A 25,833-nucleotide genomic window follows, 5' to 3' on the forward strand; every position below is an offset into this window, starting at 1 on the left:
CGCAGTCCAGCAGTCGCTGCACCCGTTGCCGCACGGCGGCCTCGGACAGGCCGACCTCGCGCGCGATCGTCGAGTACGCCGCACGCCCATCGCGCTGCAACAAACCAATGATCGACTTCGAGAGATCGTCGACGACGGCGGGCCTGCGAATCTGCTCGCTCATATCGTGATTCTGACACGAAATAGTGAATCTAGCAAGAACGAGACAACGGATTCCGTTGTGTGAGAGCGTTTGACCTATGCTTATCGGACTGCCCGCCGTGGTGTAGCCGTGAATGATCCCCGTCACAGTCAAAGGTGCCCACGAATGGCGCTCAGTGCATTCGATCTGTACTCCGTCGGGATCGGTCCGTCGTCGTCGCACACGGTCGGTCCGATGCGAGCCGCGAAGTTCTTTGTCCATGGGCTCAAGGACAGCGGCGAGCTTGTCGCGGTCGCCAGGCTGCGGGTGCAGCTGTTCGGCTCCCTGGGAGCCACCGGGCACGGACACGGCTCGGACAAGGCGGTGGTTCTCGGCCTGGAGGGTGAGACGCCGGAGGGTGTAGACACCAGCACGGCTGACGAGCGCGTCGGGACGGCTCGCGAACGGCATGCGCTCGACCTACTCGGTGTCCACTCGATCGACTGGGACGCCGACGAGCACCTGATCATGCACCGCCGCAAGTCACTGCCGACGCACCCGAACGGTCTGCAGTTCGACGCCTACGACTCCGGCGGCGAAGTGATCGCGTCGCACGTCTATTACTCCGTCGGTGGCGGATTCGTCGTGGACGAGGCGGCGACCGGTCCCGACCGGGTCGTGCTGGACGACACAGCGCTTCCACTGCCGTTCTCGACCAGTGCTCAGATGCTGAAGATCTGTGCGCGCGAAGGGATCTCGGTGAGCGATGTCATGCTGCGCAACGAGCAGGTATGGCGGGCGGAGGGCGAGATCCGCGACGGCATGCTGCACCTCTGGCAGGACATGCAGCAGTGCGTCCGGAACGGCTTCGGCCATCACGGCATCCTGCCGGGCGGTCTGAAGGTGCCGCGCCGGGCGCCGGGTCGCTACGACGAGCTGACCAATGGATCACTCAAGAACGACGCGCTGGCGGTGATGGACTGGGTCAACCTGTATGCGTTGGCCGTGAACGAGGAGAATGCCTCCGGAGGGCGGGTCGTCACCCGCTCCCACCAACGGGGCGGCCGGCATCATTCCCGCGGTTCTGCACTGCTACGTGAACTCCCTCGACGCCGCCGACGACGAGGGAGTCGTGCGCTTCCTGCTGACCGCGGCCGCGACCGGCATACTGGTCAAGGAGACCGCGTCGATCTCGGGAGCCGAGGTCGGCTGTCAAGGAGAGGTCGGCTCCGCGTGCGCGATGGCGGCCGGTGAGGTGCTCGGTGGCACGCTCACCCAGGTCGAGAACGCCGCCGAGATCGGTTTAGAGCACAATCCGCAGCTGACCTGCGACCCGGTCGGCGGTCTGGCCGCCAATGTGATCGAGTGCTGACAGAGCCGTGAGGATCACGTGCTGATCCGTCAAGTATCCAATAACGACAATCGAATCCAGTGCAAAGGAGTTTAGGATGAGTGACACACCACGCCAGCTGAGGAACTTCATCGGAGGTGAGTACGTCGCACCGCAGACCGATGAGACGCTCAGCCTGATCGATCCGTCGACCGGGAAGATCGTCGCCAAGGCGCCGGTCTCCAAGCAGCAGGACGTCGACGCGGCATACGACGCGGCGAGCAAGGCCTTTGAAGAATGGGGCAACGCGACTCCGGGTGACCGGCAGTCGGCGATGCTGAAGTTCGCCGACGCGCTGGAGAAGCGGGCTGACGACTTCATCAAACTGGAGGCTCAGAACACCGGCAAGCCGTTCACGTTGACGGCCTCCGAGGAGATCCCGGTGATGATCGACCAGCTGCGTTTCTTTGCGGGTGCGGCGCGGGTCCTGGAGGGCGTGGCCAGCACCGAGTACCTGGCCGGCCATACGTCCTGGATCCGGCGGGAGCCGATCGGGGTCGTCGGACAGGTGACGCCGTGGAACTACCCGATGATGATGGCGATGTGGAAGATCGCTCCGGCGCTCGCGGCGGGCGACACCATCGTGCTCAAGCCGAGCGACACGACGCCGGAGACGACTCTGCTGATGGCAGAGGTTGCCTCGGAGTTCCTGCCGGCCGGCACCTTCAACGTGATCACCGGCGACCGGGACACCGGCCGGATGCTCGTCGAGCACCCCACCCCGCAGCTGGTGGCCATCACCGGCTCGGTCCGGGCGGGTATGCAGGTCGCGGACTCCGCCGCGAAGGACCTCAAGCGGGTGCACCTCGAGCTGGGCGGCAAGGCTCCGGTGATCGTCTTCGACGACGCCGACATCGAGGCGGCCGTCGAGGGCATCGGCACGGCCGGCTACTTCAATGCCGGGCAGGACTGTACGGCCGCGACCCGGGTGCTGGTCGCTCCGCGAATCCACGACGACTTCGTTGCGGCGCTCGCGGAGTTTGCCAGGAGCGAGGCGAAGGTCGGCATGCCCGACGACGAGGACGCGCTGCTGGGCCCGGTCAACAACGCCAACCAGCTCGCGCACGTCCAGGGCATGCTGGAGCGGCTGCCGGACCACGCGAGCCTGGCGGCCGGCGGCCACCGCATCGCGACGCTCGGTGACGGCTACTTCATCGAGCCGACCGTGGTGTCCGGGCTGCTGCAGGACGATGAGGCCAGCCAGAACGAGATCTTCGGGCCGGTGATCACCGTGCAGCGGATCGAGGACGAGAAGGCGGCGATCGCCGCAGCCAACAGTGTGCAGTACGGTCTTGCCTCTTCGGTGTGGACAAAGGACTTCGGCCGGGCGATGCGGGTGTCCAAGGCACTCGACTTCGGCTGTGTGTGGATCAACACCCACATCCCGCTGGTCGCCGAGATGCCGCACGGCGGGTTCAAGCACAGCGGCTACGGCAAGGACCTGTCGAAGTACGGCTTCGAGGACTACACCCGCGTGAAGCACGTGATGGCGAACATCGACAGCTGACTCGGCGGGCTGCGAGGACGCTTCTGGACCGGTGGCTCGACGTGAATCTGGACTGGTCTGTTCGGGCCCGTGGGGCAGTGCCAGACTGTCGACATGAGTGAGACAACGACGTCTGCCATCGGCCAGGTCACCCCGCAGCTGTTCATCGGCGGGCAGTGGCGAGATGCCGAGGGCGGCAAGACATTTTCGGTGGAGAATCCGGCAACCGGTGAGCCGCTCGGGCAGGTTGCGGATGCTTCCGTGGCCGACGGTGACGCGGCGCTGACGGCGGCGGCGAACGCGCAGTCGCAGTGGGCGAAGACCCCGCCGCGCGACCGCGGTGAACTGCTGCGGTCGGCATTCGCGCTGCTCACCGAGCGTGCCGACCACTTCGCCGAGCTGATGACGCTCGAGATGGGCAAGCCGCTGGCGGAGTCGAAGGGCGAGGTCACCTACGGCGCGGAGTTCTTCCGCTGGTTCTCCGAGGAGGCGGTACGGATCGACGGGCGCTGGTCGACCGCACCTAACGGCGCCACCCGGCTGGTGACCATGAAGCAGCCGGTCGGTCCGACGTTGATGATCACCCCGTGGAACTTCCCGCTGGCCATGGGAACTCGCAAGATCGGGCCGGCGATCGCGGCCGGCTGCACGATGGTCGTCAAGCCGGCCGCCGAGACGCCCTACAGCATGCTCGCTCTGGCGCAGCTGCTCGAGGAGGTCGGGCTGCCCAAGGGCGTGCTCAACGTCGTGACGACGAGCAACTCCGGCGGGGTGATGGAGCCGCTGATCCGCGACCCGCGCTCCCGCAAGCTGACCTTCACCGGTTCGACGCCCGTGGGCCGCAAGCTGGTCGAGCAGTCGGCCGACCAGTTGCTGCGCGTGTCGATGGAGCTGGGCGGCAACGCGCCGTTCATCGTCTTCGAGGACGCCGACGTCGACGCTGCCGTGGCCGGCGCCATGCTGGCCAAGATGCGCAACATCGGCGAGGCCTGCACCGCGGCCAACCGGTTCTTCGTGCACGAGTCGGTCTCGCAGGAGTTCGGGGCCAAGCTCGCCGAGAAGATGGGCGCCATGACCGTCGGCAGCGGGATGGACGACGGTGTCACCGTCGGCCCGCTGATCAACGCCAAGGCGCTCGACAAGGTCAGCCAGCTCGTCAAGGACGCGACGAGCCGTGGTGCGCAGGTGGTCACCGGCGGCGGCACGACCGGTGAGCGCGGCTACTTCTACTCGCCGACGGTTCTCACCGGTGTCCCCTCGGACGCGGCGATGGCGCGCGAGGAGATCTTCGGGCCGGTCGCCGGGATCCAGACGTTCACCGACGAGGAGGACGCGATCCGGCGGGCCAACGACACCGAATTCGGTCTGGTGGGCTACTTCTTCACCCGCGACATCTCTCGCGTCGTGCGGGTCAGCGAGGCGCTGGAGTACGGCATGGTCGGTGTCAATCAGGGCATTGTGTCCAACCCGGCCGCACCGTTCGGTGGCGTGAAGGCCAGCGGGTTCGGTCGTGAGGGCGGTGCCGAGGGTATCGAGGAGTACCTCGAGACCAAGTACGTAGGCCTCGCCCTCTGACCTGGGAAGGCCGCCGTGTCCCGTTGGCGTCGTACGTAGGCCTCGCCCTCTGACCTGGGAAGGCCGCCGTGTCCCGTTGGCGTCGTACGTAGGCCTCGCCCTCTGACCTGGGAAGGCCGCCGTGTCCCGTCGGCGTCCTGTGGATAACGTCCGGGGTCGCCCGTCGAACTGTTCTACCGTGCTGAGATGCGGAGGGAGCGGTGATGACGGGACTGTCCACGGATCCAGGGGCGTTGCAGGTCGGCGCGCGTACCATGGCGGCCGGCGGGAGCTCGGGACTGCCGGTAGCCGTGGCCCGGGCGCTGCGTGCGGTCGCGGGCGCCGCGGGTGATCCGCAACTGTCGGAGACGGCCCGCCGGGTCGCCGAGCTGTGGGCCACCGAGCTTGCCGACCTGGACGAGTGCGGCCAGTGGTTCGCCGCCGGGCTGCATACCGCCGGGCAGACGTATGCAGCAGCGGAGGCAGCCGTCGTGGCGTCGGTGCGACGCTCGTGACGGAACCGATCTCGGGCGATCCGCCGGATCTGCTCCGCGCTGCCGGACTGCTGTCGCGTGCCGCGGATGAGGTGGGATCCCGCGAGCAGGCACTGCGACAGGGGGCCACGGTGGGCACTACCGGGTGGCTCGGCCCGGCGGCGGTCACCTTCGGCGCTGCCGCTGGTGAGCACGCGGGCCGGCTGGTGCGCGCACGCCGTGCGCTGGGGTCGATCGGCGTCGCGGTGCGCGGGTACGCCCTGGTGCTCGAGGGCCTGCAGACCCAGGAGTCGACGCTGCTCGCCAGGCGCGGCGCCCTGACGCAGCGGCTGCGGATCGCCGCGCTGCAGCAGGGCATCACCCCCGTCGCCGTGGCGATGCCCGAGGATCGCGTCGAGCAGATTGTGGCGCAGCTCCGGCGAGTCGACGCCGAGCTGGACGACATCCGGCAGCAGGCATCCACGGCGCAACGGGCGCTGACCGCCACGATCGACGACCTCGCGCCGACGCGGTCGCCGCGAGCCGTCCCGCGCCGACCCCTTGGTCTGACCACGGCCGTGCTTGCGGATCTCACCGACGGCGGGACGAGCGCTGTCGGCGCGGTGTGGACGCATCCCTTCCCCAAGGTGCCGGCGTCGGCAGCGACCGGCCGCATGCACTGCGGGCCCGTCAGACCAGTGCTCACGGACCCCTCCGGCCGCGTGACGACCGGTCCGGTCGGGCAGCAGGTGGGCGCCGGTCACCGGATGAGGACCGGCCCGGTGCGTCCGGTGCTCGTTGACCCGACGCGCCGGATGAGGACCGGCCCGGTGCGGCGGATGCCGTGAGCGCCGGCCGTTCAGAGCCTGTCGTCAGCCTGACGGACGAGGAGCTCGTCCTGCTCAACGCGGTGCATCCCGCGGTCCTGCAGCCCTACTTGGACACCGTGCCGGAGGGCAGCCGGTCGATTGCGCTCGCCACGGCGTACCGGTCGCTGCGGGTGCACGGGCTGGCGCCGGGGTCGGCGGGTACGGGGCTTGCGGTCCCGGAGGGTCTTGTGCAGTTGCTGCAGGCCCGAGAGTGCGCCGAGGCGGTGCTCATTGTCTGCCGGACCGATGGCGACGACGAGCGGCTGTGCTACTGCCACCTGTGCGAGCCCGCCGTCATCATCGAGGAGCTGGATCGCGAGGGCATTCACACCTTCCAGGTCGTGCACGACCACGAGCTCGCGGCCGCTCTGCAGGAGTTCGCGCAAGGAGACTGTGGCGCGGGCGTGCACCTCGAGGCCCGGGTCTGGGCGGTTGCCGAGCGGGCCGAGGACGTATGCCGGATCGGCCCCGACGACCTCGCCGATGCCGGCCGGCGGATCGCCGGGCTGCTGACCGGTGCCACCGTCGGACACAATAAGGCGTGTGACAACGACTTCTAGCCCACGCACGGTCTCCCTGCTCGGATCGACCGGTTCCATCGGCACCCAGGCGATCCAGATCGTCACGGCGAGTCCGGACCGGTTCCGGGTCGTCGGCGTCAGCGCCGGCGGGCGGGATCCGCGCCAGGTCGCGCAGCAGGCGGTGACCCTGCGAGTCGAGCAGGTCGCGGTGGCGTCCGGTAGCGCAGCCGAGCTGCGCGAGCTCATCGGCGACGCGGCACGGTCGGCCGGGCTCACGGCATACGACCCGGAGATCCTGGTGGGAGCCGACGCCTCGGAGCGGGTGGCCGCATCCGGCGCCGATGTCGTCCTGAACGGCATCACCGGGTCCATCGGCCTGCGCCCCACCCTGGCCGCGCTGAAGCACGGCTCGACGCTGGCGCTCGCCAACAAGGAGTCGCTCATCGTCGGCGGCCCGATCGTCAAGGCGCTCGCGAGGCCCGGCCAAATCGTCCCGGTCGACAGCGAGCACAGCGCGATCGCCCAGTGTCTGCGGGTCGGGCGGCCCGAGGACGTGCGCAAGCTGGTGGTGACCGCAAGCGGTGGCCCGTTCCGCGGGCGGAGCCGGGCAGAGCTGCGCGACGTCAGCCCGCAGCAGGCGCTCGCGCACCCCACCTGGACGATGGGCCGGATGGTCACCACCAACTCGGCAACCCTCGTCAACAAGGGGCTGGAGGTGATCGAGGCGCACCTGCTCTTCGACGTGCCGTTCGAGCGGATCGAGGTGGTCGTCCACCCGCAGTCGATCGTGCACTCGATGGTGCAGTACGTCGACGGGTCGACGATCGTGCAGGCCTCGCCGCCCAGCATGCTGATCCCGATTGCGCTGGGGCTCGACTGGCCGAATCGGGTGCAGGACGCGGCGCCGGCCATGGACTGGACCACGGCGTCGACATGGGAATTCGAGCCGCTGGATGATGCGGCCTTTCCCGCAGTAGCCCTGGCCCGGCAGGTCGGGCAGGCGGGCTCGACCTACCCGGCGGTCTACAACGCCGCCAACGAGGAGTGCGTGGAGGCCTTCCACCAGGAGCGAATCGGCTTCTTGGACATCGTCGACACCGTGCGCGCCGTCGTGGACGAGCACGATGCTGCACCGCACACCGACCTGACTGTGGAGCAGGTTCTCGCCGCAGAGGGCTGGGCCCGCAGCCGGGCACAGCAGATGCTTAGCCAGGCGTGAGACGCTAGGGCCGTGATGTTTCTGGTCGGGATTCTGCTTGCCGCGTTCGGGGTGGCCGTTTCCATCGCACTGCACGAGATGGGTCACCTGATTCCCGCCAAGAGGTTCGGGGTCAAGGTCACCCAGTACATGGTCGGGTTCGGGCCGACGGTGTGGTCGTGGCGGCGTGGTGAGACGGAGTATGGCGTCAAGGCCATCCCGCTCGGTGGTTACATCCGGATGATCGGGATGTTCCCCCCGCGCCCGGGCCAGGCCGAAGGTGTGGAGCGCGCCTCGTCCACCGGGCGGTTCGGCCAGCTCGCCGAGCAGATGCGGGAGGAGTCCTACGAAGAGATCGACCCGCAGGACCGGGACCGCGTCTTTCACCGGCTGAAGTCCTGGCAGAAGGTCGTCGTGATGTTCTCCGGGCCGTTCGTCAACCTGATCATTGCGTCGGTCCTGCTGACCATCATCGTGTGCGGGTTCGGGCTGCCGAAACAGACCTCGGCCTACGTCACCGCCGTGCAGCCGTGCCTGTCCAGCGCCGCCACCACACCGAAGAGGTGTGCGCCCGGAGACCGTTCGCCGGCAGCGGTGGCGGGTATGAAGGCGCGTGACGTCATCGTTTCGGTCGCGGGGAAGAAGGTCACCACCACGCCGGAGGCCACCGACGTCATCCAGGCCCACGCCGGCCAGACCGTGCCGGTGGTCGTGCGCCGAGACGGTCATCTGGTCACCCTGCAGGTGACGCCGAAGCTGTGGACCGCCCCTAAGCTGGACGGCAACGGGCGGCCGGTGCAGTCTGCCAGTGGCAAGGCCGAGACGGTCACGACCGGCAAGGTCGGTATCTACATCTCCGGGACCTACCGCACCGAACGTCAGCCGCTGACCGCCGCCCCTGGCTACATCGGGTCTGCGCTCGGGCAGACCGCCGGCGTCTTCGTGAAGATCCCGCAGAAGATGGTTGGTGTCTACAACGCCGCATTCGGCAGCGCCAAACGTGACGCCAACAGCCCGGTGTCCGTCGTGGGGGTGGGCCGGATCGCCGGAGACGTCGCCGAGGCGAAGGGTCCCTCACTGCAGGACAAGGCAGCGATACTGATCGGCATCATCGCGTCGCTCAACCTGGCGCTGTTCGTCTTCAACATGATTCCGCTGCTACCGCTGGACGGCGGTCACATCGCCGGAGCCGTGTGGGAGGCCGTCAAGCGGCGGATCGCCCGCGCCCGCGGGATCACCGGTCCGGTCTACGTCGACGTGACCAAAGCTCTTCCGGTGGCCTATGGCGTTGCGATCGTCCTGATTGCGATGTCTGGGCTGCTGATGTATGCCGACATCGTCAACCCCATCACGCTCGGCAACTGAGCCGCGAGAGATACTGGACATATGAGCGTTTCCCTTGGTATGCCGTCCGCACCCCAGCCGGTGCTCGCCCCGCGTCGCAAGACGCGCAAGATCAAGGTCGGCAAGGTCGAGGTCGGCGGTGACGCGCCGATCTCGGTGCAGTCCATGTGCACCACCCCGACCACCGACATCAATGCCACCCTGCAGCAGATCGCCGAGCTGACCGCGGCCGGCTGCGACATCGTGCGGGTTGCCTGCCCGAGCGCCGACGACGCCGCGGCTCTGCCGGCGATCGCCAAGAAGTCGCAGATCCCGGTGATCGCCGACATCCACTTCCAGCCGAAGTACGTCTTTGCCGCGATCGACGCCGGCTGTGCCGCCGTGCGCGTCAACCCCGGCAACATCCGCAAGTTCGACGACCAGGTCAAGCAGATCGCCCGTGCCGCGAAGGACGCCGGAGTCTCACTCCGCATCGGGGTCAACGCCGGCTCGCTCGACAAGCGGCTGCTGGAGAAGTACGGCAAGGCGACACCGGAGGCCCTGGTGGAGTCCGCGGTCTGGGAGGCGTCGCTCTTCGAGGAGCACGACTTCCACGACTTCAAGATCTCGGTCAAGCACAACGACCCGGTCATCATGGTGCGGGCCTACGAGCTGCTGTCAGAGCGTGGCGACTGGCCGCTGCACCTCGGCGTCACCGAGGCCGGTCCGGCCTTCCAGGGCACCATCAAGTCCGCTACGGCGTTCGGCGCGCTGCTCTCCCAGGGGATCGGCGACACCATCCGCGTCTCGCTGTCGGCCCCGCCGGTCGAGGAGGTCAAGGTCGGCGACCAGATCCTGCAGTGCCTCGGCCTGCGTCCGCGCAAGCTGGAGATCGTCTCGTGCCCGTCGTGCGGGCGCGCCCAAGTGGACGTCTACACCCTCGCCGAGCAGGTGACCGCGGGGCTCGAGGGCCTCACGGTGCCGCTGCGGGTGGCCGTCATGGGCTGCGTCGTCAACGGTCCGGGAGAGGCACGCGAGGCCGACCTCGGTGTCGCCTCCGGCAACGGCAAGGGCCAGATCTTCGTCAAGGGCGAGGTCATCAAGACGGTGCCCGAGTCGCAGATCGTCGAGACGCTGATCGAGGAGGCCATGCGCATCGCCGAGGAGATGGGCGAGGGCGTCACCGACAGTGCCGACGGCCCAACCGTCAGCGTCAGCTGACCGCCGACAGGCATACGAACCCGCCGAGCGGCATACAAAATGGGTGGGCCTCCCGCCGAGAGCTATGCCTCTCGGCGGTGTAGGTAGCGCTGCAGCCACCGCTCACCGGTCCCGTCGAACGGTCCGGTGTGCTCTTGCACCATGGACAGGACCCACCGGCAGTCCCGCTCGGCCTGCGTGATCACCTCGCGCGGGTAGGCGTAGCTGACCTGGTGCTCGGCGAACTCGTCCTCGTCGTCGACGAACGGGTCCTCGCCGAGTCGCTGGACGACATCGAGGTCCAGGTCGATCATCGTCACCGTCCACCGGTCGCCGTCCCGATGCCAGACCGGGACGGTGCTGATGTCGGTGTAGATCCGCACCCTGCCGGTGTCACCGCGCGCGTCATCGCGATCCCAGATGGTGGGGGTGTAGCCGTGATCCCACGGGAAGAGCGCCACCTGCGCCCGGTCGCAGTCGAACGCGGCGCCCGGACGGGCGAAGTGGGTGCCCACCGGGAAGCCCAGCCACACTCCGTACTGGTCGCTCCCGAGCAGGACGCCGTCGAACTGCCAGTGCTGCGCGTCGTCCCACTTGCGGAAGTTGACGTGCACGGCCGCACCGATCTCGGACGGCAGGGTGGACGGATCTGGGGAAGTGGGCGCCATGTGCGGCAACCTAACACCCGGCCCAGCAGATTTGTCTGCGCGTTTTCGCTTCGCACCGGGTCATTTACGGGCAGGCTAGAAGGGTGCTCAGGACGTTCAGCTCAGCGCAGCCCCTCGGTGTCGACGACTACGCCGCGGCGCTGGAGATCTGCGCGACGAATCCGGCGATGAACGCCTTCGTGGCCGCCCGCCTGGTCGAGGGCGGCCCGGCAGCTGTGGCCTCGACGTTCGGCGTGCGCAACGGCACCCGGCTGCGCGCGATCTGCTGGGTGGCGGCCAATGTCGTGCCGGTGGAGGCCGACGACGCCGCCCTGGACGCCTTCGCCTCCCGGTTGCGCAGACATCGGCGGCGTTGCTCCTCCATCTTCGGCGACGCCGACCAGGTGCTACCGCTGTGGGACCGGTTGAGTAGGCACTGGGGCACCCCGCGCTCCCTCCGGCGAGATCAGCCGGTGCTGGCGGTCTCCAGCCCGCCGCTCGCGAGCGGCCGCACCATGGATCCGCGGGTCCGGCCGGCGCGGCCCGACGAGGTGGACCTGGTGCTGCCCGCGTCCGCGCACATGTTCACCGAGGAGATCGGCTACCCGCCCTACCTCGGTTCGGACCGGGAATACCGCCGGCTGGTGGCGTCCCTGATCGACCGGGGCCACACCTACGTGATCGTTGAGCACGGCAAGGTGGTATTCAAGGCCGACATCGGGTCGCTCGCCTCCGGCGTCGCGCAGATCCAGGGGGTCTGGGTCGCGCCCAGCCGCCGAGGCCAGGGGATCGCCACCCCGGCCATGAATGCGGTCGTGCAGCAGATCCTCGACCGGCACGCATCGATGGTCACGCTTTACGTGAACGGTTTCAACGAGGCGGCACGTCGCACTTACGCCGCCGCCGGATTCCGCCAGATGGGCACCTTCGCCACCGTCATTCTGTGACTGGCTTCGACCCGACCGGTTCCGCATGACATGCTGCGCGAATGGCTCCTCTGTCGCTCACCACCAAAGGTGTCATCGGTGCGTTCATCGGTTCCGGCGTCATCCACCTGGTGCGTCCGCAGGCCTTTGAGTCGATCGTGCCCGCACAGCTTCCACGCAAGAGGGAGCTGGTCTACGCCTCCGGAGTGGCCGAGCTGGTCTGTGCGGCAGGGCTGCTCACACCGCGGACCCGTCGTCTCGCCGGGCTCGCCTCTGCCGGTCTCCTGGTCTCGGTGTTGCCCGCGAACGCGCAGATGGCTTGGGATGCGCATCGCGCCGTCGTCCGCAAGGGTTCAACGCCGCGGCGGGAGGCGATGCGTGCGGGAACGATCGCTCGACTGCCGCTGCAGATCCCGATGATTCGCGCGGTGCTGCGGGCACGCTGAACCAGTCTCCTGCCTCGTACCCGAGCGGCGGCTCAGGACCAGCCGACCGTCATGTTCCGGCGCCAGACCTGCAACGCATCGAATCCGTCCTGCCGGATCTCCAGACCGCGGTTCCACAGGCCCAGGTAGAGCTGCGCGGCGGTGCCGGTCCAGGTCGTGTCGGGCTCGCTGTCGGGTCGGCCGGGCGTTGCCACCGCCGGCTGGTCGCTCAGCCGCACCGTCCATGCCCGGTCGGTGTCGCTCGCGTGCACGAGCACAGTGACGGGTGCCTCGGTGCGCATCTGCTCCCCTGGTCGGGTGAGGAAGCCGCACAGCAGCTCGTCGATGCCATCCGACGCGAATTGCGCGTCGATGTCGGCGGCGTGCGCTTCGGGGTATCCGCCCAGCCCGGCGGCCAGCGCGTCGACGGCGTGGATCGCGGTCTCGTGCGCCTGGCGCCGGGCCCAGGCGTCGCGAGGTCGGCCGGCGTCCGGCAGGAAGAATCGGACATTCAGGTCATCGGCGGAGGCACGCAGCACCGTCTCGAGGGCCTTCGAGCCGGCCACCACCCAGGCGCCGGGATCACTCTGCTGCAGGCCATCGGCCTTCATCGCCTCGGTGTCGAGGTGCCGCTCTCCGCGCAGATATCCCGTCGCCCAGCGATGCACCATCCCCTGATGGGCGAGCAAGGCGCGCACCTTCCACCCCGGACAGGTCGGCACCGACGCGTCGAGACCGGCCTTCACCGACTCGTCGTGGAGCCGGGCTGTTGCCATGGGCAGGGCATCGAGATAGCTCTCGAAGGGTAGCGAAGCGGGCATGCCACGACCGTATCCGGCGGGCCGGGGTAATGTCTGAAGATGACCGGCACAGATCCGTTCCAGCGCCAACCGATCAACCAGGCCGCACCGCTCGTGGGCTATAGCACGGTCACGTCGGACCGAGCACTTCGCAGCGCGATCGAGGCGCAGGCGGGTGCCGACGCCGACGCGATGATCTCCTCGCTGCACGACCTGGGGATCGTCGCCGGATCTCCTGAGGCCCGCGAGCACGGGATGCTCGCCAACGCGAACGAGCCCACGCTGCATACCGTCGACCGGTTCGGCAACCGCGTCGACGAGGTGAGCTTTCACCCGAGCTGGCACTGGATGATGGACAAGGGCATCGGGTTCGGCCTGGCCGCGCACCCGTGGGTATCGGACGAACCGCTCCCGCACGTGCGTCGGGCGGCGGGCTACATCGCCTGGACGGCGATCGAACCAGGACATGCCTGCCCGATGACCATGACGTATGCCGCGGTGCCGGCCCTGCGCGCCGATGACGCGCTCGCCAAGGAGTGGACCGACCTGCTGGCGTCCACGACCTACGACTTCGGGCTGCGCCCACCGCAGACCAAGGCCGGCATCCTCGCCGGGATGGGTATGACCGAGAAGCAGGGCGGCTCGGACGTGCGCACCAACGTCACCACGGCGGTCGCCCAGAGCGACGGCAGCTATGTCCTGCGTGGGCACAAGTGGTTCACCTCCGCGCCGATGAACGACCTCTTCCTCGTTCTCGCCCAGGCACCCGGTGGACTGACCTGCTTCGTGCTGCCGCGGGTCTGCCCCGACGGCACTCGCAACGCGGTGCAGATCGTGCGGCTGAAGGACAAGCTCGGCAATCGCTCCAACGCCTCCAGCGAGCTGGAGCTGCACAACGCGTCCGCGGTGCGCCTGGGGGACGAGGGCGCCGGCGTGCGGACGATCATCGAGATGGTCGCGGCAACCCGGCTGGACTGCGTGCTGGGATCGACCTCGCTCATCCGGCGGGCCGTCGCGGAGGCGACCTGGCACGCTTCGCAGCGCTCCGCATTCGGCGGTCCACTGATCGACAAGCCGGCCATGACCGGGGTGCTTGCGGATCTGGCACTCGAGAGCGAGGCCGCGACCATGCTGGGACTGCGGCTGGCCCGCTGCGTCGAGTTGCCGCATGACGAGCACGAGGTCGCGCTGCGGCGAATGGCGTTGCCACTGTCCAAGTTCTGGGTCTGCAAGCGTGCCCCGATGGTGTGTGTCGAGGCCATGGAGTGCTTCGGCGGCAACGGCTATGTCGAGGACTCCGGCATGCCACTCATCTACCGTGAGTCGCCGCTGAACTCCATCTGGGAGGGCAGCGGCAACGTCAACGCCCTCGACGTCCTGCGGGCGTTGGCACGGGCGCCGGAGGGTCGGCAGGCGTATGCCGATGAGGTAGGTCGGGCCCGCGGGGCCAGTAAGGTGCTCGACGGCGCGGCCGACGAGATCGTGGCGGACGTGCGGACGATCGCGGCCGATCCGTCGTCGGCCGAAGGTCACGCGCGTCGGCTTGCCGCGCGAATGGCGGTGGTGCTGCAGGGTTCGCTGCTGGTACGGCACAGCCCGTCGCAGGTAGCAGATGCCTTCATCGCCTCGCGGGTCGGCGGCGACCACGGCGGAGTATTCGGCACCCTCGGGACGCGCGCCGACACCACCGCAATCACGGCTCGCGCGCTCCCCGAGGTGTGACGGGCAGCCATCTCGATGCGAAATCGAGATGACCCACGTGGTCGATCGGCCCTAATCTCGGGCGTATGCACTCTCCGCCCACCGGTTTCGACGAGCACGCTCTCGTGCAGCTGGTGGCGGCGCGGTGGAAGAAGCGGGCCGAGCGGCTGACCTACGCGCCGGTCGGCTTCGGCAGCCATCACTGGATCGCCTCGGATCACGGCGGCGGGCGGCGGTTCGTGACCGTCGACGACTTCCGCGGCGGCGCGTCCGCGCATCGCACCATGGCACTGCGCCGGGCGATGCGCACCGCGCACATCTTGAGTGGCAGGTCGCGTCACGTGGTTGCTCCACTGCCGGCGCGCGACGGTCACCTGGTGCACCAGCTCGGCGAGGGGTATGCCGTGTCGGTGTTTCCGTTCCACGAGGCGGCCCGTCTCGAGGAGCCGTTGAACGCCAAGGTGCGGGCCCGAGTCGTCGATGTGCTCGCGGATCTGCACGACGGTACCTCGCACGTGACGCAGGTTGCCGACTACGAGCGATTCGAGCTGCCCGGCCGAGACGCCCTGGTCGCAGCGCTGACGAGCCTGCACGACGGTGGGCCGCCGGACGTCTGGATGACCGGGCCGTATGCGCTGCCCACGCGGCAGCTGCTGGCCCGTCACGAGGCGGGGTTACAGAGCGCTCTTCGCCACTACGACGAGGGGACAGCGCGGATGCAGGGTGATCGGCGGCACTGGGTCGTCACCCACGGCGAGCCACACAGCCGCAACATCCTGAGCGATGACGGCCACCTGCTGCTGATCGACTGGGACACGGTGCGCATTGCACCCGCAGCCAGGGATCTGTGGCATGTCGAGGTAGGTGATGGATCGCAGATCGCGCACTACGCCGCAGCCACCGGTCGCGCCGTGCCGATGCCGGAGATCGGGTTCTACCGGCTCAAGTGGGACCTGATGGAGATCTGCACGTATGTCGAGTGGTTCACCACACCGCACACCGCCACGGCCGACGCGGAGACCGGCTGGGGCGCTCTGGTGGAGGCGTTCGACCACGTCGACCAGTGGCCGGTCGATCTATGAGCACCGACCCGAACGAGGCCCACGGACACAACTGCGGTGTCAGCCTGCGGCCCTGGCAGATATCCTCAACCTTCTGGGCACACTCAGCCCCAACTTCAAGGAGAGCACCCGTGGCACTGCGCATGTCGACCCTGTTCCTGCGAACCCTGCGCGAGGACCCGGCCGACGCGGAGCTGCCGGGCCACAAGCTGCTGGTCCGCGCCGGCTACATCCGCCGCGCCGCGCCGGGCATCTACACCTGGCTGCCGCTCGGCATGAAGGTGCTGGCCAAGGTCGAGGGCATCGTCCGAGAGGAGATGGAGCGGATCGGCTCACAGGAAGTGAGGTTCCCCGCACTCCTGCCCCGTGAGCCCTATGACGCGACCGGGCGTTGGACCGAGTACGGCGACAACCTGTTCCGGCTCAAGGACCGCAAGGACGCGGACCTGCTGCTCGGCCCCACCCACGAGGAGATGTTCTGCCTCGCAGTGAAGGACATGTACAGCTCGTACAAGGACCTGCCGCTGTCGCTCTTCCAGATGCAGAACAAGTACCGCGACGAGGCCCGTCCGCGCGCGGGCATCCTTCGCGGACGCGAATTCATCATGAAGGACGCCTACTCGTTCGACGTCGACAGCACGGGCCTGCAGAAGGCCTATGACGGCTTCCGCGAGGCCTACATCCGCATCTTCAACCGGCTCGGCTTCGAGTACGTCATCGTGCAGGCCGACTCCGGAGCGATGGGCGGCTCCGCCTCCGAGGAGTTCCTCGCGGTCAATGAGAACGGCGAGGACACCTTCGTCCGGGACGAGCACGGGTACGCCGCGAACGTCGAGGCCGTCGTCGTGCCTCAGGCTGCGCCCGTCGAGGTCACCGCCGGATCTGCCCATGTCGAGGACACCCCCGACACCCCGACGATTGAGACGCTGGTCAACGCCCTGAACGCGAACCACCCTCGTGCCGATGGGCGTTCGTGGACCGGTGCGGACACTCTCAAGAACGTCATCGTCATGCTGCATCACCCGGACGGCACACGTGAGCCCCTGGCCATCGGGCTGCCCGGTGACCGTGAGGTGGATCCGAAGCGGCTCGAGACACAGGTTGCCCCCGCCGAGGTGGAGGCGTTCGAGGGCAAGGACTTTGCGGCATACCCGATGCTGGCCAAGGGGTATATCGGCCCGGGTGCATTGGGGGAGTCGAAGAGCAGTGCCATCAGGTACCTGCTCGACCCGCTGGTTGCCGAGGGCTCGGCCTGGGTAACCGGCGCCGACGAGCACGGCAAGCACGTGCTGGACCTTGTGCACGGCCGCGACTTCACCGCCGACGGCACAATTCAGGCCGCGGAGCTCCGCGAGGGCGACCTCAGCCCCGACGGCAACGGCACGCTCACGCTGGCTCGCGGCATCGAGATGGGCCACATCTTCCAGCTCGGCACGAAGTATGCCGAGGCCCTCGGGCTCAAGGTGCTCGACGAGCAGGGCAAGCTCGTCACCGTCACGATGGGGTCGTATGGGGTGGGTGTCACCCGGGCAGTTGGCGTGGTGGCTGAGGACAACAACGACCAGGCGGGTCTGGTCTGGCCACGCGAGATCGCGCCGGCCGACGTGCACATCGTGGTGGCCAGCAAGGACAGCGCCGCCTTCGTGAAGGCCGACGAGGTGGTCCGTGAGCTCGAGGCACGCGGTGTCGAAACGATCTATGACGACCGCCCGAAGGTGTCGCCCGGTGTGAAGTTCAAGGATGCCGAGCTGATCGGTGTGCCGACCATCGTGGTGGTGGGCAAGGGCCTGGCAAACGGTGTGATCGAGATCAAGGACCGCCGCTCGGGTCACCGCCGCGAGGTGCCGGTAGACCACGCGGTCGACGAGATCGCCCGCGAGGTCGCCCGGTGAGTGATGGTGGCATCGGGGCCGTCATCTTCGACTGGGGCGGCACCCTCACCCCCTGGCACGAGGTGGATCTCGTCGAGCAGTGGCGGGTCTACGCCCGCGGTCTCACCCCGGACGGGCCGGCGGCGCAGGCGCTGGCAGACCGCATTCTGCGGTCGGAGTCCGCGGCGTGGGCTCGCGCCCGCGAGCAGCACACCAGCGCCCGGGTGGACGACATTCTGCTCGATGCGGGCCTGACTCCGGAACAGCTCGCGGATGCTGCCGCTCGCGCCGCCTACGAGAAGTTCTGGGAGCCGCACACCTACACGAACCCGCAGGTCCAGGCCCTGTGGGAGGGGTTGCACGACCGCGGCATTCGGGTCGGGGTGCTGTCCAACACGATCTGGACCCGTGACTATCACCGGGCGATCTTCGAGCGCGACGGCGTGCTCAGCCTGGTCGATGCCGACGTCTATTCCAGCGAGATTGCCTGGGCCAAGCCGCATCCCGGCGCATTTCGCGCGGCGGCCGATGCAGTCGGCGTCGCGCCCGAGCGGTGCGTGTATGTGGGGGATCGGCTCTTCGAGGACGTGCACGGCCCGCACCAGGTCGGGATGCGCGCGGTCTGGGTGCCGCACTCGACACTGCCCGCGAACCAGGTCGTGCAGACCGACGACGAGCCGGACGGCGTGGCTCGTGAGCTGCTCGACGTGCAGCGCCTGGTGGATGCGTGGTCCGCGTGACCACCGACCTCGCAGAGCGCTTCCGAGACGTCGACGCGTGGGTGTTCGACCTCGACAACACGCTCTACCCGGCGGGCACGAGTCTGGGGCAGCAGATCAACGACGGCATCCGCAGCGTGGTCGCGCAGCACTTCGGCGTCGACATCGCCGACGCCGCGCAGATCCAGCGCGCTCTGCGCGACGTGCACGGCACCACGCTGCGCGGGATGATGACCGAGCACGGCATCGAGCCGGAGACCTTCCTCGCGTTCGAGGCCAAGATGGACTACTCGGTCCTCGCGCCCGACCCGTCCCTCGCCAGGGTGATTCGGGCGCTGCCCGGACGACGGATCATCTTCACCAACGGCAGCCGCGTACACGCCGAGCGGGTCCTGGAGCGAGTCGGGATGGTGGGCATGTTCGACGACATCTTCGACATCCTCGCCGGAGAGCTCATCCCCAAGCCGATGCCGGAGGCCTACGACCGATTCGTCACCGAGCTCGGGGTTGCGCCGGCTCGCGCAGTCATGTTCGAGGATCTGCTGGTCAACCTCGAGATCCCGCGCCGGCTGGGCATGTCTACCGTGCTCGTCGGGTCTGCGGTCGCGCCGGTCGTTGACCTGGAGCACCAGGACAACGCGTATGACTACGCGACCGACGACCTCGCGGGGTTCCTACGGCGCATCGTCGAGGTCCGCTGACGGCACGCTCGTCGGCGGCGTGACGGCGTCGAAGTAGCCGGTGATCCGGTCGTTGTCCCAGTGGTAGGCCTCACGCAGGCCTTCCGCGAGCATGTGCAGGTAGGCCGGCGACGGGGGTGTGTGCCTGACGTCGTCGGTGCCGTGCGGTGCCGTGAAAGTAAGCATCGGCAATCCATCTCGACGGCCGACCTCGATCAGCGTCTCGTAGGTGCCCGGTCCGGCCTCGAACCGTCCCGCTGCCAGACCGGAGCCGACCACGAGCTCGAGGGGATCGTCCGGGTGGGGGTCGCGGTGCATCTCCTGCACCGCGACATCGACGAACTGCTGCACAGTGAGCAGGTAGGCGCGAGCGGGTGTGAATCCGCCCGGCGAGGTTTGGTCGTGGTCGTAGAAGGCCACTCCGCCGCCCCATACGGACGACTCACCGGCGAAGTAGATGCGCCCGGGCAGGTCGACAGCGGAGTCGGTCTGCGGCGCAGCGTGATCCCGCGCGCCAACGTAGCTGCGGCGGGCTCCGGGTGGTCGTCCACCTTGTAGGTAGCACAGCAGCCGTTCTCGGCACAGGTTGGAGCCATAGCTGACATACCAGACGTGCGTGAACGGGTGCGGCTGCTGCACCACTGACTAGTCCAGCTCGACGTGACTGAAGATCTCGCCGAGCACCAGCACGATGAGGAGCACGAACGTGATGACGTGGACCCCGGTGCACCACAGACAGATTGCATGGATCTTGAAGAACTCGGCCCACACCAGGTAGAACACCATCAGCAGGCCGATCGCCGCAGCTCCCAGCCGGATCTGCTGCACGAGCTGCGGTGCGCGCCGCCAGACGACCGGCAGACACAGCAGCGTCATCGCGATGAAGAAGAGCAGGCCGAGCAGTGCGACGGGGATTCCTGCGAGCTCCGACCACTGGCTGGTGGTCACCTTTGTGCAGTTGACGAGCTGGGTGTCCGAGCAGGCCAGCGACGTGGACCCGCTGTAGTGCTCATAGGTCAGGTAGGCCGCATCGAGCAGTCCGAGCACGCAGAGCACCAGACTCGTCGGTGGAAGCCAACCCGGCCGCTTCAAGTGGAGGCCCATGTCGCCGCTCACTACTTGATGCCGCCCGCCGCCAAGATCACGCCCTTGGATTGGCACACCTTTGTCGGCTCTCCATGCGTCATGTTGCAGATCTGGACGGTCATGGCGTTGGCCGCGCCCAGGACGCCCTTGGCGATGGTGCTGCTCGTGTTCTTCAGCTGGGCCGCGACGGCTGCCGCGGACTGGTTCGACATCGAGCTGCCGTCGTAGGTGACGCCGCTCGTGTAGTACTGGCCACCGAAGTCGATCCACGGAATGCTGCCTTGCGGGTTCACCGAGGTCTCGACCTTGACGATGGCGGCCGGCGGGGTCTGCAGGGGATTGTGGTTGCGGTCCTGCGTCTCATAGGAGTTGAAGACCAGGTACTTGCTGGTGTACTTCGCGTGCAGGAACGTCATCGTTGGAATGTTGGCGGGGCTGTCGGTCGAGGAGGAGACCTCGCTCTGGATACCGGTGAACGTGCCGAACCGGGACAGCGCCGCGACCATGGCCCAGCGCTCCATACCGCAGTAGGGGCAGAACTCCGCGCCGATGTAGGTCATCACCGGTTTGCCGTTCTCGGTCTCGACCTTGGGGCTCTTGAACTTCTGAGGGGTGCCGTTGGCTCCACCGGCACCCACAGCGTCGAACGAGGCGGCCGGGATGCTCGTGACCGTGGAGATGAAGGCATTCGACTTCGCCTGCGCCAGTGCCTTCTTGTCCTGACTGCTCTTGCTCTGGCTGGACACGGCCCACGCAACGCCGACGGCAATCAGGACGACCACCACGAACCCCGACAGGACGGCAAGCAGCTTCTTCTGTCGCGCCGCGCGGGCCTGCTCGGCCTGCACCACGGCGAGCCGCTGCTTGCCGGAACGTGGCTGGGACTTATCGCTCACGGGTGAGCCACCTCTCGTCTGGTCATTTCCGAGGTCAGACTAACCCGCGAACCCTTGAGGGCCGCACAGGTAGCGTGAGGGTTCCTGACCGGATGAGCAGCGAGGTAGGCAGCGTGAGCGTGCATGACGTCCAGACCCGTGACTGGCGGCCGTGGGTAGGCCTGCTGGCCAGGCTGGTGCTCGGAGTCACCTATCTGGTGGCCGGGGTCGACAAGGGCAGCAACCTGGAGCAGACGAAGCGCGCGACGCGGGCCTTCCAGATCCTGCCGTACGACCTGGCCAACCTCTGGGGCACGTTCATGCCGTTTCTCGAGATCGTCCTCGGGGTGCTGCTGATCATCGGCCTGCTGACCAGGTTCACCGCGGTGCTCGGCGGCCTGCTCATGCTCGCCTTCATCATCGGCATCGCCTCCGTGTGGGCGCGGGGGATCAGCATCGAGTGTGGCTGTTTCGGCGGTGGGGGAGCCACGGTCACGACGCACTATCCGATCGACCTGCTGCGCGACACCGGTCTGCTCATCTGTGCGATCTGGCTCGCCGTGCTGCCACGCACCCGGGCCGGCCTGGACGGCCGCCTGTGGGGCTGAATACTTCCTGAACCTGCTCGGGTAGGGTCTGAGCCATGCCCAGACCGGATCCCAAGGAGAAGCTCGACGCCCTGAAGCCCAAGGAGGGCCCATCGAAGGCGATCATCGCCGCAATCGTGGTGGTGGTCCTGGTTCTTGGCGGATTCGCGGCACTCATTGTCAGCCAGACCGGCGGTAGTGACTCCACCAAGGGCACTGCGCTGCCGAAGGGCGCGATCGCCGACGGGAACGGCATCGTCGCGTATCCGGGGGTGGCGAAGAAGGGAGTGCCGACGGTCGATCTCTACGAGGACTTCCAATGCCCCATCTGCAATGAGCTGGAGAAGGCGAATGGCTCCGACATCTACGCGATGGGCAAGAGCGGGCAGATCAAGCTCGTCTACCACATGATGACGTTCCTCGACCAGAATGAGCACAACACGGCCTCCGCGCTCGCGGCGAACGCCGGCTACTGCGCGGCGGATGCGGGCAAGTTCCCGGAGTATCACAAGGCGAACTACGCCGGGCAGCCTGCGCAGGAGGGCGCCGGCTACACGGTTGCCGATGTGAAGAAGTTCGGCCGGCAGGCCGGCATCACCGGTAGCGCACTCAAGACGTTCGACAGCTGTGTCGACGCCAACAAGTACGCGAAGTATGTGCAGGCCACCGAGACCCGATCCGGGAAGAACGGCGTCAACAGCACTCCGTCGGTCTTCATCAACGGCAAGCAGCTGGACCAGAACTCGCAGGACTACAGCTCGCTGCTGAGTCAGCCGGGCAGCTTCCCGAAGGTGCTCAAGGCGCACTCCTGACTCCACCGAGTCGCGAGCCGCCTACTGCGTCATCGCCTTAGCGATGGTGATCAGGCGGGACACGACCGCCAGATCGGGATCCGCGGTGTCGGCCTCGTCGAGCGCACGGCGCACCGCGCGAACGAGGGACCAGGCGCGCACCCGGTCCTCGTCGAGATGAGCGGTGCCGGCGACCACGTCGGCGCGCAGACCGCCGATCACCTCCCACGCCTCGAGCAGGGGAGCTGCCTCGAGCGACCGGTCGCCGTCGAGTCGCTCGAGCAGGAGGGCCCACCGGGAGGGGTCGGCCGCCAGTAGGTTGACCGCCCCGTGGCCGGCCCAGTGGCGCAGGGCAAGGTGCTCGTGGCGCGCTTGCGGATGCGGCCAGGTCACCTTCAGCGCCACCGGTCGCCGGCCTTGCCTGCACGCGACAATGACTGCGGCGCCACCATGCCAGAGCTGGGGTCCTGTCCCGCGTGCGGAGGGCTCGACGAATCGCAGGTCCCATCGGTCCGCGCACTCGGTGAGCAGCCGCGGCAGGTCGACGAGCCACTGGCTACCGCTTATCCAAAGGGCCGGCGGGCGGCCCTCGATGACCTCCTGAATACCCCTCGGCAGGCGGAGGCCGTCGAGGTCTGCAGGGCTCACTCCCGTAGGCCGGGGAAGGGGACCGGCTTGACTCCCCACTGCCAGGACGCCGCCGTCGCCTCCGACCACAGGCGCACGACCGCGCCGACCTGCGAGACGCGTCCGGCCGTGGACGGCGACTGGCTGGCGCAGGTGGCAACCACCCGCCCGAGCATGACCTGGGCCAGGCGGCGGGCAGCCGCGGCGTCGGTGACCGGCACCGGCAGCCGATACTCGACCGGCGCCGGCGGCGCGGAGGAGCCCGCCGCCAGGACGAGGCGAGAGCGGGCGGCATACATCGTGGTGAGGGTTGCGGCGATCAGGGTGCGCTGTTTGAGCGGCGTTCGGCCGGCGATGACCTCGAGCGCATACACGCAGCCGCGCACATCGCTCAGCAGTGCGAGGGCGGCCGGCCCCGGGGTCGCGACGCTCGGCCAGCTCACGGCGGCCCCGAGCATCCGCGCACCGGCGCCCTGGGTGGCTGCAATCGAGCACAGCATCGGCACGTTCTCCGGGGCCACCCCCGCCACGCCGTCGAGTGCACGCGGCCCCACTCCACCAACCTCGAGGTCGCGCAGCTGCCGCAGCGTGCCGGTGGCCGCGACGGGTGCGCTCGGCGGTGCACTGATGCCCTCCGTCGCGATGACGGCCGCCAGTCGGGTGGCCTGCTGGTGATGAATCGTGGCCAACCGAGCGGCCCAGAGGGCGTGCGTCGCGACGGCGTCGGAAGCCCGGGCCGATGGCTTTGCGGCGCTGCTGTGTCCGGCAGACGACGTCGCGCCGCCCACATGTCCGACGCCCTCGGCCCTCGCGGCCAGCCCGCGCAGACGCAGCAGCATCGCGCGGAGCGTCGCGGCGTCGGCCGGCGGGCTCTGGGTCGGCACGCCCGGGATGTGAGGTGCACCACGTTGGAGGCGCACATCGCAACCCGCCAGCACTCCGGCGGTCAGCAGCGCGCAGCTCGCCAGCACGGCTCGGCGACTGTGCGCGCCCGAGGTCCCCTGCGGCATGGGCGGAATCATGTCATGTCGAGATCAGGACTGAAGCGCGGTCGACGGATCTCGACCCGTGAGACAGCGCATGTATCAGTTGACGTTTTGGAAAACAGAATGAAACGTTATGAGGCGTGACTCCTCGCATCGAAGGTCAGTGGGCCCTGGGCCAGCATGAGCCGCTCAACGACAACGAACGGATGAAGCGTGACGACGACGGTCTGAATGTCCGGGCGCGGATCGAGGACATCTACGCCAAGCAGGGTTATGCGTCGATCGACCCGAGCGACCTGCGCGGCCGTATGCGGTGGTGGGGGCTCTACACGCAGCGTCGCCGGGGCATTCCCGGCGGCCGTACTGCGACGATCCCACCGGAGGAGCTGGATGACGAGTTCTTCATGATGCGCGTGCGGATCGATGGCGGAAAGCTCACCACGGAGCAGATCCGGGTGCTCGCCGGTATCGCGCAGGAGTTCGCGCGCGGCACCGCCGACATCACCGACCGGGCCAACCTGCAGTACCACTGGGTGCGGATCGAGGATGTCCCGGAGATCTGGCGACGGCTGGAGGCGGTCGGGCTGCGCACCACCGAGGCGTGCGGTGACTGCCCGCGCGTCGTGATGGGATCTCCCGTGGCCGGGATCTCCGCCGACGAGGTGCTCGACGTGACGGGGGCCGTCGAGGCGATCCGGGATCGATACATCGGGGACCCGACGCTGTCGAACCTGCCGCGCAAGTTCAAGACCTCGATCGCCTGGCTTCCCGACTGTGCGCCCGAGATCAACGATGTCTCCTTCGTCGGGGTCGAGCACCCCGACCTCGGCCCGGGCTTCGACCTGCTTGTGGGTGGCGGGCTGTCCGTCGCCCCGCGACTGGCCGTGCGGCTGGGTGCCTTTGTCGAGCTGGACCAGCTGCCGGAGGTGTGGTTCGGCGTCACGTCGCTCTTCCGGGACTACGGCTATCGGCGGCTGCGCAACCGCGCGCGGATGAAGTTCCTGGTCGACGACTGGGGCGCCGAGAAGTTCCGCGAGGTGCTCGAGACCGAATACCTCAAGTACCCGCTTCCCGACGGCCCGGCGGCGCCCGTTCCGGACCGGGTGGTGGACCACGTGGGCGTGCACAACCAGCACGACGGACGCAAGTATGTGGGGTTCTCCACCATCGCCGGCCGGGTCTCCGGTGAGATCCTGGCCCAGGTCGCCGACGCGATCGAGGCGGCCGGGTCGAACCGGCTCAGCTTCACGCCCTACCAGAAGCTCCTCGTCTTCGACGTCGACGAGGACCGCGTGGATGCGCTGGTCGGGCGCATGGCGGAGGTCGGCCTGTATGCCGAGCCCTCGCCGTGGCGGCGGTCCGTCATGGCGTGCACCGGCCTGGAGTTCTGCAAGCTGGCGATCGTCGAGACCAAGCAGCGGGCCAACGATCTTGTCGAGGAGCTCGAGCAGCGCCTCGCGCACCTCGAGCTGGACCGCCCGATCTCGGTGCACCTCAACGGATGTCCGAACTCGTGCGCGCGAGTGCAGACCGCGGACATCGGCCTGAAGGGGCAGATCGTCCTGCGGGACGGGCAGCAGGTCGAAGGATTCCAGGTGCAGCTGGGTGGCGGGCTCGGCGCCGACGCCGGCTTCGGTCGCAAGGTCCGCGCGCTCAAGGTCACGTCGACCGAGCTCGGTGACTACATCGAGCGTGTGGTGCTCCGGTATCTCGAGCACCGCGATGACGGCGAGCGATTCGCTCAGTGGGCGCAGCGTGCCGACGAGGAGCTGCTGCGGTGACCTATGACCCGGCCTCCGGGCGCGTGGCGGTCAACGCGTGCCCCTACTGCGGGGAGGACGACCTGCGACCCGAGCCTGAGCCGCGCGGCGCCTGGCGCTGTGCCGGTTGCACGCGAGTCTTCGTGGTCACCTTCG

At 68.2% G+C, this 25,833-nt stretch carries 26 protein-coding genes and 1 pseudogene; 19 read left to right on the plus strand and 8 right to left on the minus strand.

The annotated features are described in order from the left end of the window. The coding region (locus FGL98_RS17435; protein ID WP_146318810.1) for an AsnC family transcriptional regulator at nt 1–163 on the minus strand (163 nt) is incomplete at its 3' end. A 144-nt stretch (nt 164–307) separates the two neighbouring features. Here FGL98_RS17435 and FGL98_RS17440 point away from each other — a divergent pair. The 9 genes and pseudogenes from FGL98_RS17440 to ispG form a co-directional block, all read left to right on the plus strand. Next, nucleotides 308–1,469: pseudogene (locus FGL98_RS17440) on the plus strand (L-serine ammonia-lyase); the annotation flags it as partial. A 100-nt stretch (nt 1,470–1,569) separates the two neighbouring features. Then, a complete protein-coding gene (locus FGL98_RS17445; RefSeq protein WP_146318812.1) occupies nt 1,570–3,018 on the plus strand; it encodes a gamma-aminobutyraldehyde dehydrogenase in 1,449 nt (482 codons plus the stop codon). Nucleotides 3,019–3,111: 93 nt separating this feature from the next. Next, nucleotides 3,112–4,572 carry an NAD-dependent succinate-semialdehyde dehydrogenase gene (locus tag FGL98_RS17450; protein WP_146318814.1) on the plus strand — a complete coding sequence of 487 codons (1,461 nt, stop codon included), beginning with the start codon at nt 3,112–3,114 and terminating at the stop codon, nt 4,570–4,572. A gap of 203 nt (nt 4,573–4,775) precedes the next feature. Continuing rightward, nucleotides 4,776–5,066, plus strand: coding sequence for a hypothetical protein (locus FGL98_RS17455; protein WP_146318816.1), 291 nt, complete (start codon nt 4,776–4,778; stop codon nt 5,064–5,066). Then, the gene (locus FGL98_RS17460) at nt 5,063–5,872 is read left to right on the plus strand and encodes a WXG100 family type VII secretion target (RefSeq protein WP_146318818.1); all 810 of its coding nucleotides are present in this window, start codon (nt 5,063–5,065) and stop codon (nt 5,870–5,872) included. Before FGL98_RS17455 ends, FGL98_RS17460 begins: the two co-directional genes overlap by 4 nt. Then, complete coding sequence (locus FGL98_RS17465; protein WP_146318820.1) at nt 5,869–6,453, plus strand: hypothetical protein; 585 nt, start codon at nt 5,869–5,871, stop codon at nt 6,451–6,453. Before FGL98_RS17460 ends, FGL98_RS17465 begins: the two co-directional genes overlap by 4 nt. Continuing rightward, complete coding sequence (dxr, locus tag FGL98_RS17470) at nt 6,437–7,633, plus strand: 1-deoxy-D-xylulose-5-phosphate reductoisomerase (RefSeq protein ID WP_146318822.1); 1,197 nt, start codon at nt 6,437–6,439, stop codon at nt 7,631–7,633. Before FGL98_RS17465 ends, dxr begins: the two co-directional genes overlap by 17 nt. Nucleotides 7,634–7,648: 15 nt before the next feature. Further along, nucleotides 7,649–8,977 carry a M50 family metallopeptidase gene (locus FGL98_RS17475; RefSeq protein WP_146318935.1) on the plus strand — a complete coding sequence of 443 codons (1,329 nt, stop codon included), beginning with the start codon at nt 7,649–7,651 and terminating at the stop codon, nt 8,975–8,977. A 21-nt stretch (nt 8,978–8,998) separates the two neighbouring features. Further along, nucleotides 8,999–10,156: a flavodoxin-dependent (E)-4-hydroxy-3-methylbut-2-enyl-diphosphate synthase gene (gene ispG, locus FGL98_RS17480; protein ID WP_146318824.1), complete on the plus strand. Its 1,158-nt coding sequence runs from the start codon at nt 8,999–9,001 to the stop codon at nt 10,154–10,156. Nucleotides 10,157–10,218: 62 nt separating this feature from the next. On the opposite strand, the gene FGL98_RS17485 is transcribed toward ispG, so the two are convergent. Beyond that, nucleotides 10,219–10,803 (minus strand): DUF402 domain-containing protein, encoded by a 585-nt coding sequence (locus FGL98_RS17485; protein ID WP_146318826.1) that lies wholly within the window; start codon nt 10,801–10,803, stop codon nt 10,219–10,221. An 83-nt stretch (nt 10,804–10,886) separates the two neighbouring features. Here FGL98_RS17485 and FGL98_RS17490 point away from each other — a divergent pair, with 83 nt between their 5' ends. Both FGL98_RS17490 and FGL98_RS17495 read left to right on the plus strand, forming a co-directional pair. Continuing rightward, a complete protein-coding gene (locus tag FGL98_RS17490) occupies nt 10,887–11,729 on the plus strand; it encodes a GNAT family N-acetyltransferase (protein WP_246136614.1) in 843 nt (280 codons plus the stop codon). 41 nt (nt 11,730–11,770) lie between these two features. After that, nucleotides 11,771–12,154, plus strand: a complete 384-nt coding sequence (locus FGL98_RS17495; protein ID WP_146318828.1) for a DoxX family protein — start codon at nt 11,771–11,773, stop codon at nt 12,152–12,154. Nucleotides 12,155–12,186: 32 nt separating this feature from the next. Here FGL98_RS17495 and FGL98_RS17500 read toward each other — a convergent pair whose 3' ends face one another. Continuing rightward, complete coding sequence (locus FGL98_RS17500; protein ID WP_146318830.1) at nt 12,187–12,954, minus strand: maleylpyruvate isomerase family mycothiol-dependent enzyme; 768 nt, start codon at nt 12,952–12,954, stop codon at nt 12,187–12,189. A gap of 39 nt (nt 12,955–12,993) precedes the next feature. Between FGL98_RS17500 and FGL98_RS17505 the strand changes: the two genes are divergently transcribed. The 5 genes from FGL98_RS17505 (at nt 12,994) to FGL98_RS17525 (ending at nt 18,986) form a co-directional block, all read left to right on the plus strand. After that, nucleotides 12,994–14,655: an acyl-CoA dehydrogenase family protein gene (locus FGL98_RS17505; protein ID WP_146318832.1), complete on the plus strand. Its 1,662-nt coding sequence runs from the start codon at nt 12,994–12,996 to the stop codon at nt 14,653–14,655. Nucleotides 14,656–14,720: 65 nt separating this feature from the next. Further along, on the plus strand, nt 14,721–15,716 hold the full coding sequence (locus FGL98_RS17510) for a phosphotransferase (RefSeq protein ID WP_146318834.1): 996 nt from the start codon (nt 14,721–14,723) through the stop codon (nt 15,714–15,716). Between the two features lie 110 nt (nt 15,717–15,826). Continuing rightward, a complete protein-coding gene (locus FGL98_RS17515) occupies nt 15,827–17,587 on the plus strand; it encodes a proline--tRNA ligase (protein ID WP_222432240.1) in 1,761 nt (586 codons plus the stop codon). After that, complete coding sequence (locus tag FGL98_RS17520; RefSeq protein ID WP_146318837.1) at nt 17,584–18,306, plus strand: HAD family hydrolase; 723 nt, start codon at nt 17,584–17,586, stop codon at nt 18,304–18,306. The genes FGL98_RS17515 and FGL98_RS17520 overlap by 4 nt, the downstream gene beginning before the upstream one ends. Beyond that, complete coding sequence (locus tag FGL98_RS17525) at nt 18,303–18,986, plus strand: pyrimidine 5'-nucleotidase (RefSeq protein ID WP_146318839.1); 684 nt, start codon at nt 18,303–18,305, stop codon at nt 18,984–18,986. The genes FGL98_RS17520 and FGL98_RS17525 overlap by 4 nt, the downstream gene beginning before the upstream one ends. Here the strand turns inward: FGL98_RS17525 and FGL98_RS17530 are convergent. The 3 genes from FGL98_RS17530 to FGL98_RS17540 are packed head-to-tail and all read right to left on the minus strand — an operon-like array spanning nt 18,960 to nt 20,947. After that, on the minus strand, nt 18,960–19,607 hold the full coding sequence (locus tag FGL98_RS17530; RefSeq protein WP_222432241.1) for a histone deacetylase: 648 nt from the start codon (nt 19,605–19,607) through the stop codon (nt 18,960–18,962). The two genes, FGL98_RS17525 and FGL98_RS17530, sit on opposite strands and share 27 nt — an antisense overlap. A gap of 3 nt (nt 19,608–19,610) precedes the next feature. After that, the gene (locus FGL98_RS17535) at nt 19,611–20,069 is read right to left on the minus strand and encodes a vitamin K epoxide reductase family protein (RefSeq protein ID WP_246136615.1); all 459 of its coding nucleotides are present in this window, start codon (nt 20,067–20,069) and stop codon (nt 19,611–19,613) included. An 11-nt stretch (nt 20,070–20,080) separates the two neighbouring features. Next, the gene (locus tag FGL98_RS17540; RefSeq protein WP_146318841.1) at nt 20,081–20,947 is read right to left on the minus strand and encodes a DUF929 family protein; all 867 of its coding nucleotides are present in this window, start codon (nt 20,945–20,947) and stop codon (nt 20,081–20,083) included. Nucleotides 20,948–21,039: 92 nt separating this feature from the next. Between FGL98_RS17540 and FGL98_RS17545 the strand changes: the two genes are divergently transcribed. After that, nucleotides 21,040–21,534 carry a MauE/DoxX family redox-associated membrane protein gene (locus tag FGL98_RS17545; RefSeq protein ID WP_146318843.1) on the plus strand — a complete coding sequence of 165 codons (495 nt, stop codon included), beginning with the start codon at nt 21,040–21,042 and terminating at the stop codon, nt 21,532–21,534. A gap of 35 nt (nt 21,535–21,569) precedes the next feature. Continuing rightward, nucleotides 21,570–22,325, plus strand: coding sequence for a DsbA family protein (locus tag FGL98_RS17550; protein ID WP_146318845.1), 756 nt, complete (start codon nt 21,570–21,572; stop codon nt 22,323–22,325). A 21-nt stretch (nt 22,326–22,346) separates the two neighbouring features. Here the strand turns inward: FGL98_RS17550 and FGL98_RS17555 are convergent, their stop codons facing one another. Continuing rightward, entirely contained in the window at nt 22,347–22,952 is a 606-nt protein-coding gene (locus FGL98_RS17555) for an aminoglycoside phosphotransferase family protein (RefSeq protein ID WP_246136616.1), read from the minus strand. After that, nucleotides 22,949–23,941: a DUF4439 domain-containing protein gene (locus FGL98_RS17560; RefSeq protein ID WP_186526234.1), complete on the minus strand. Its 993-nt coding sequence runs from the start codon at nt 23,939–23,941 to the stop codon at nt 22,949–22,951. The genes FGL98_RS17555 and FGL98_RS17560 overlap by 4 nt, the downstream gene beginning before the upstream one ends. Before the next feature lie 116 nt (nt 23,942–24,057). Here FGL98_RS17560 and FGL98_RS17565 point away from each other — a divergent pair, with 116 nt between their 5' ends. After that, nucleotides 24,058–25,698 carry a nitrite/sulfite reductase gene (locus tag FGL98_RS17565; RefSeq protein WP_246136617.1) on the plus strand — a complete coding sequence of 547 codons (1,641 nt, stop codon included), beginning with the start codon at nt 24,058–24,060 and terminating at the stop codon, nt 25,696–25,698. The last annotated feature ends 135 nt before the right edge of the window (nt 25,699–25,833 follow it).

It is taken from the genome of Leekyejoonella antrihumi (assembly GCF_007845645.1).
Taxonomy (GTDB): domain Bacteria; phylum Actinomycetota; class Actinomycetes; order Actinomycetales; family Dermatophilaceae; genus Leekyejoonella; species Leekyejoonella antrihumi.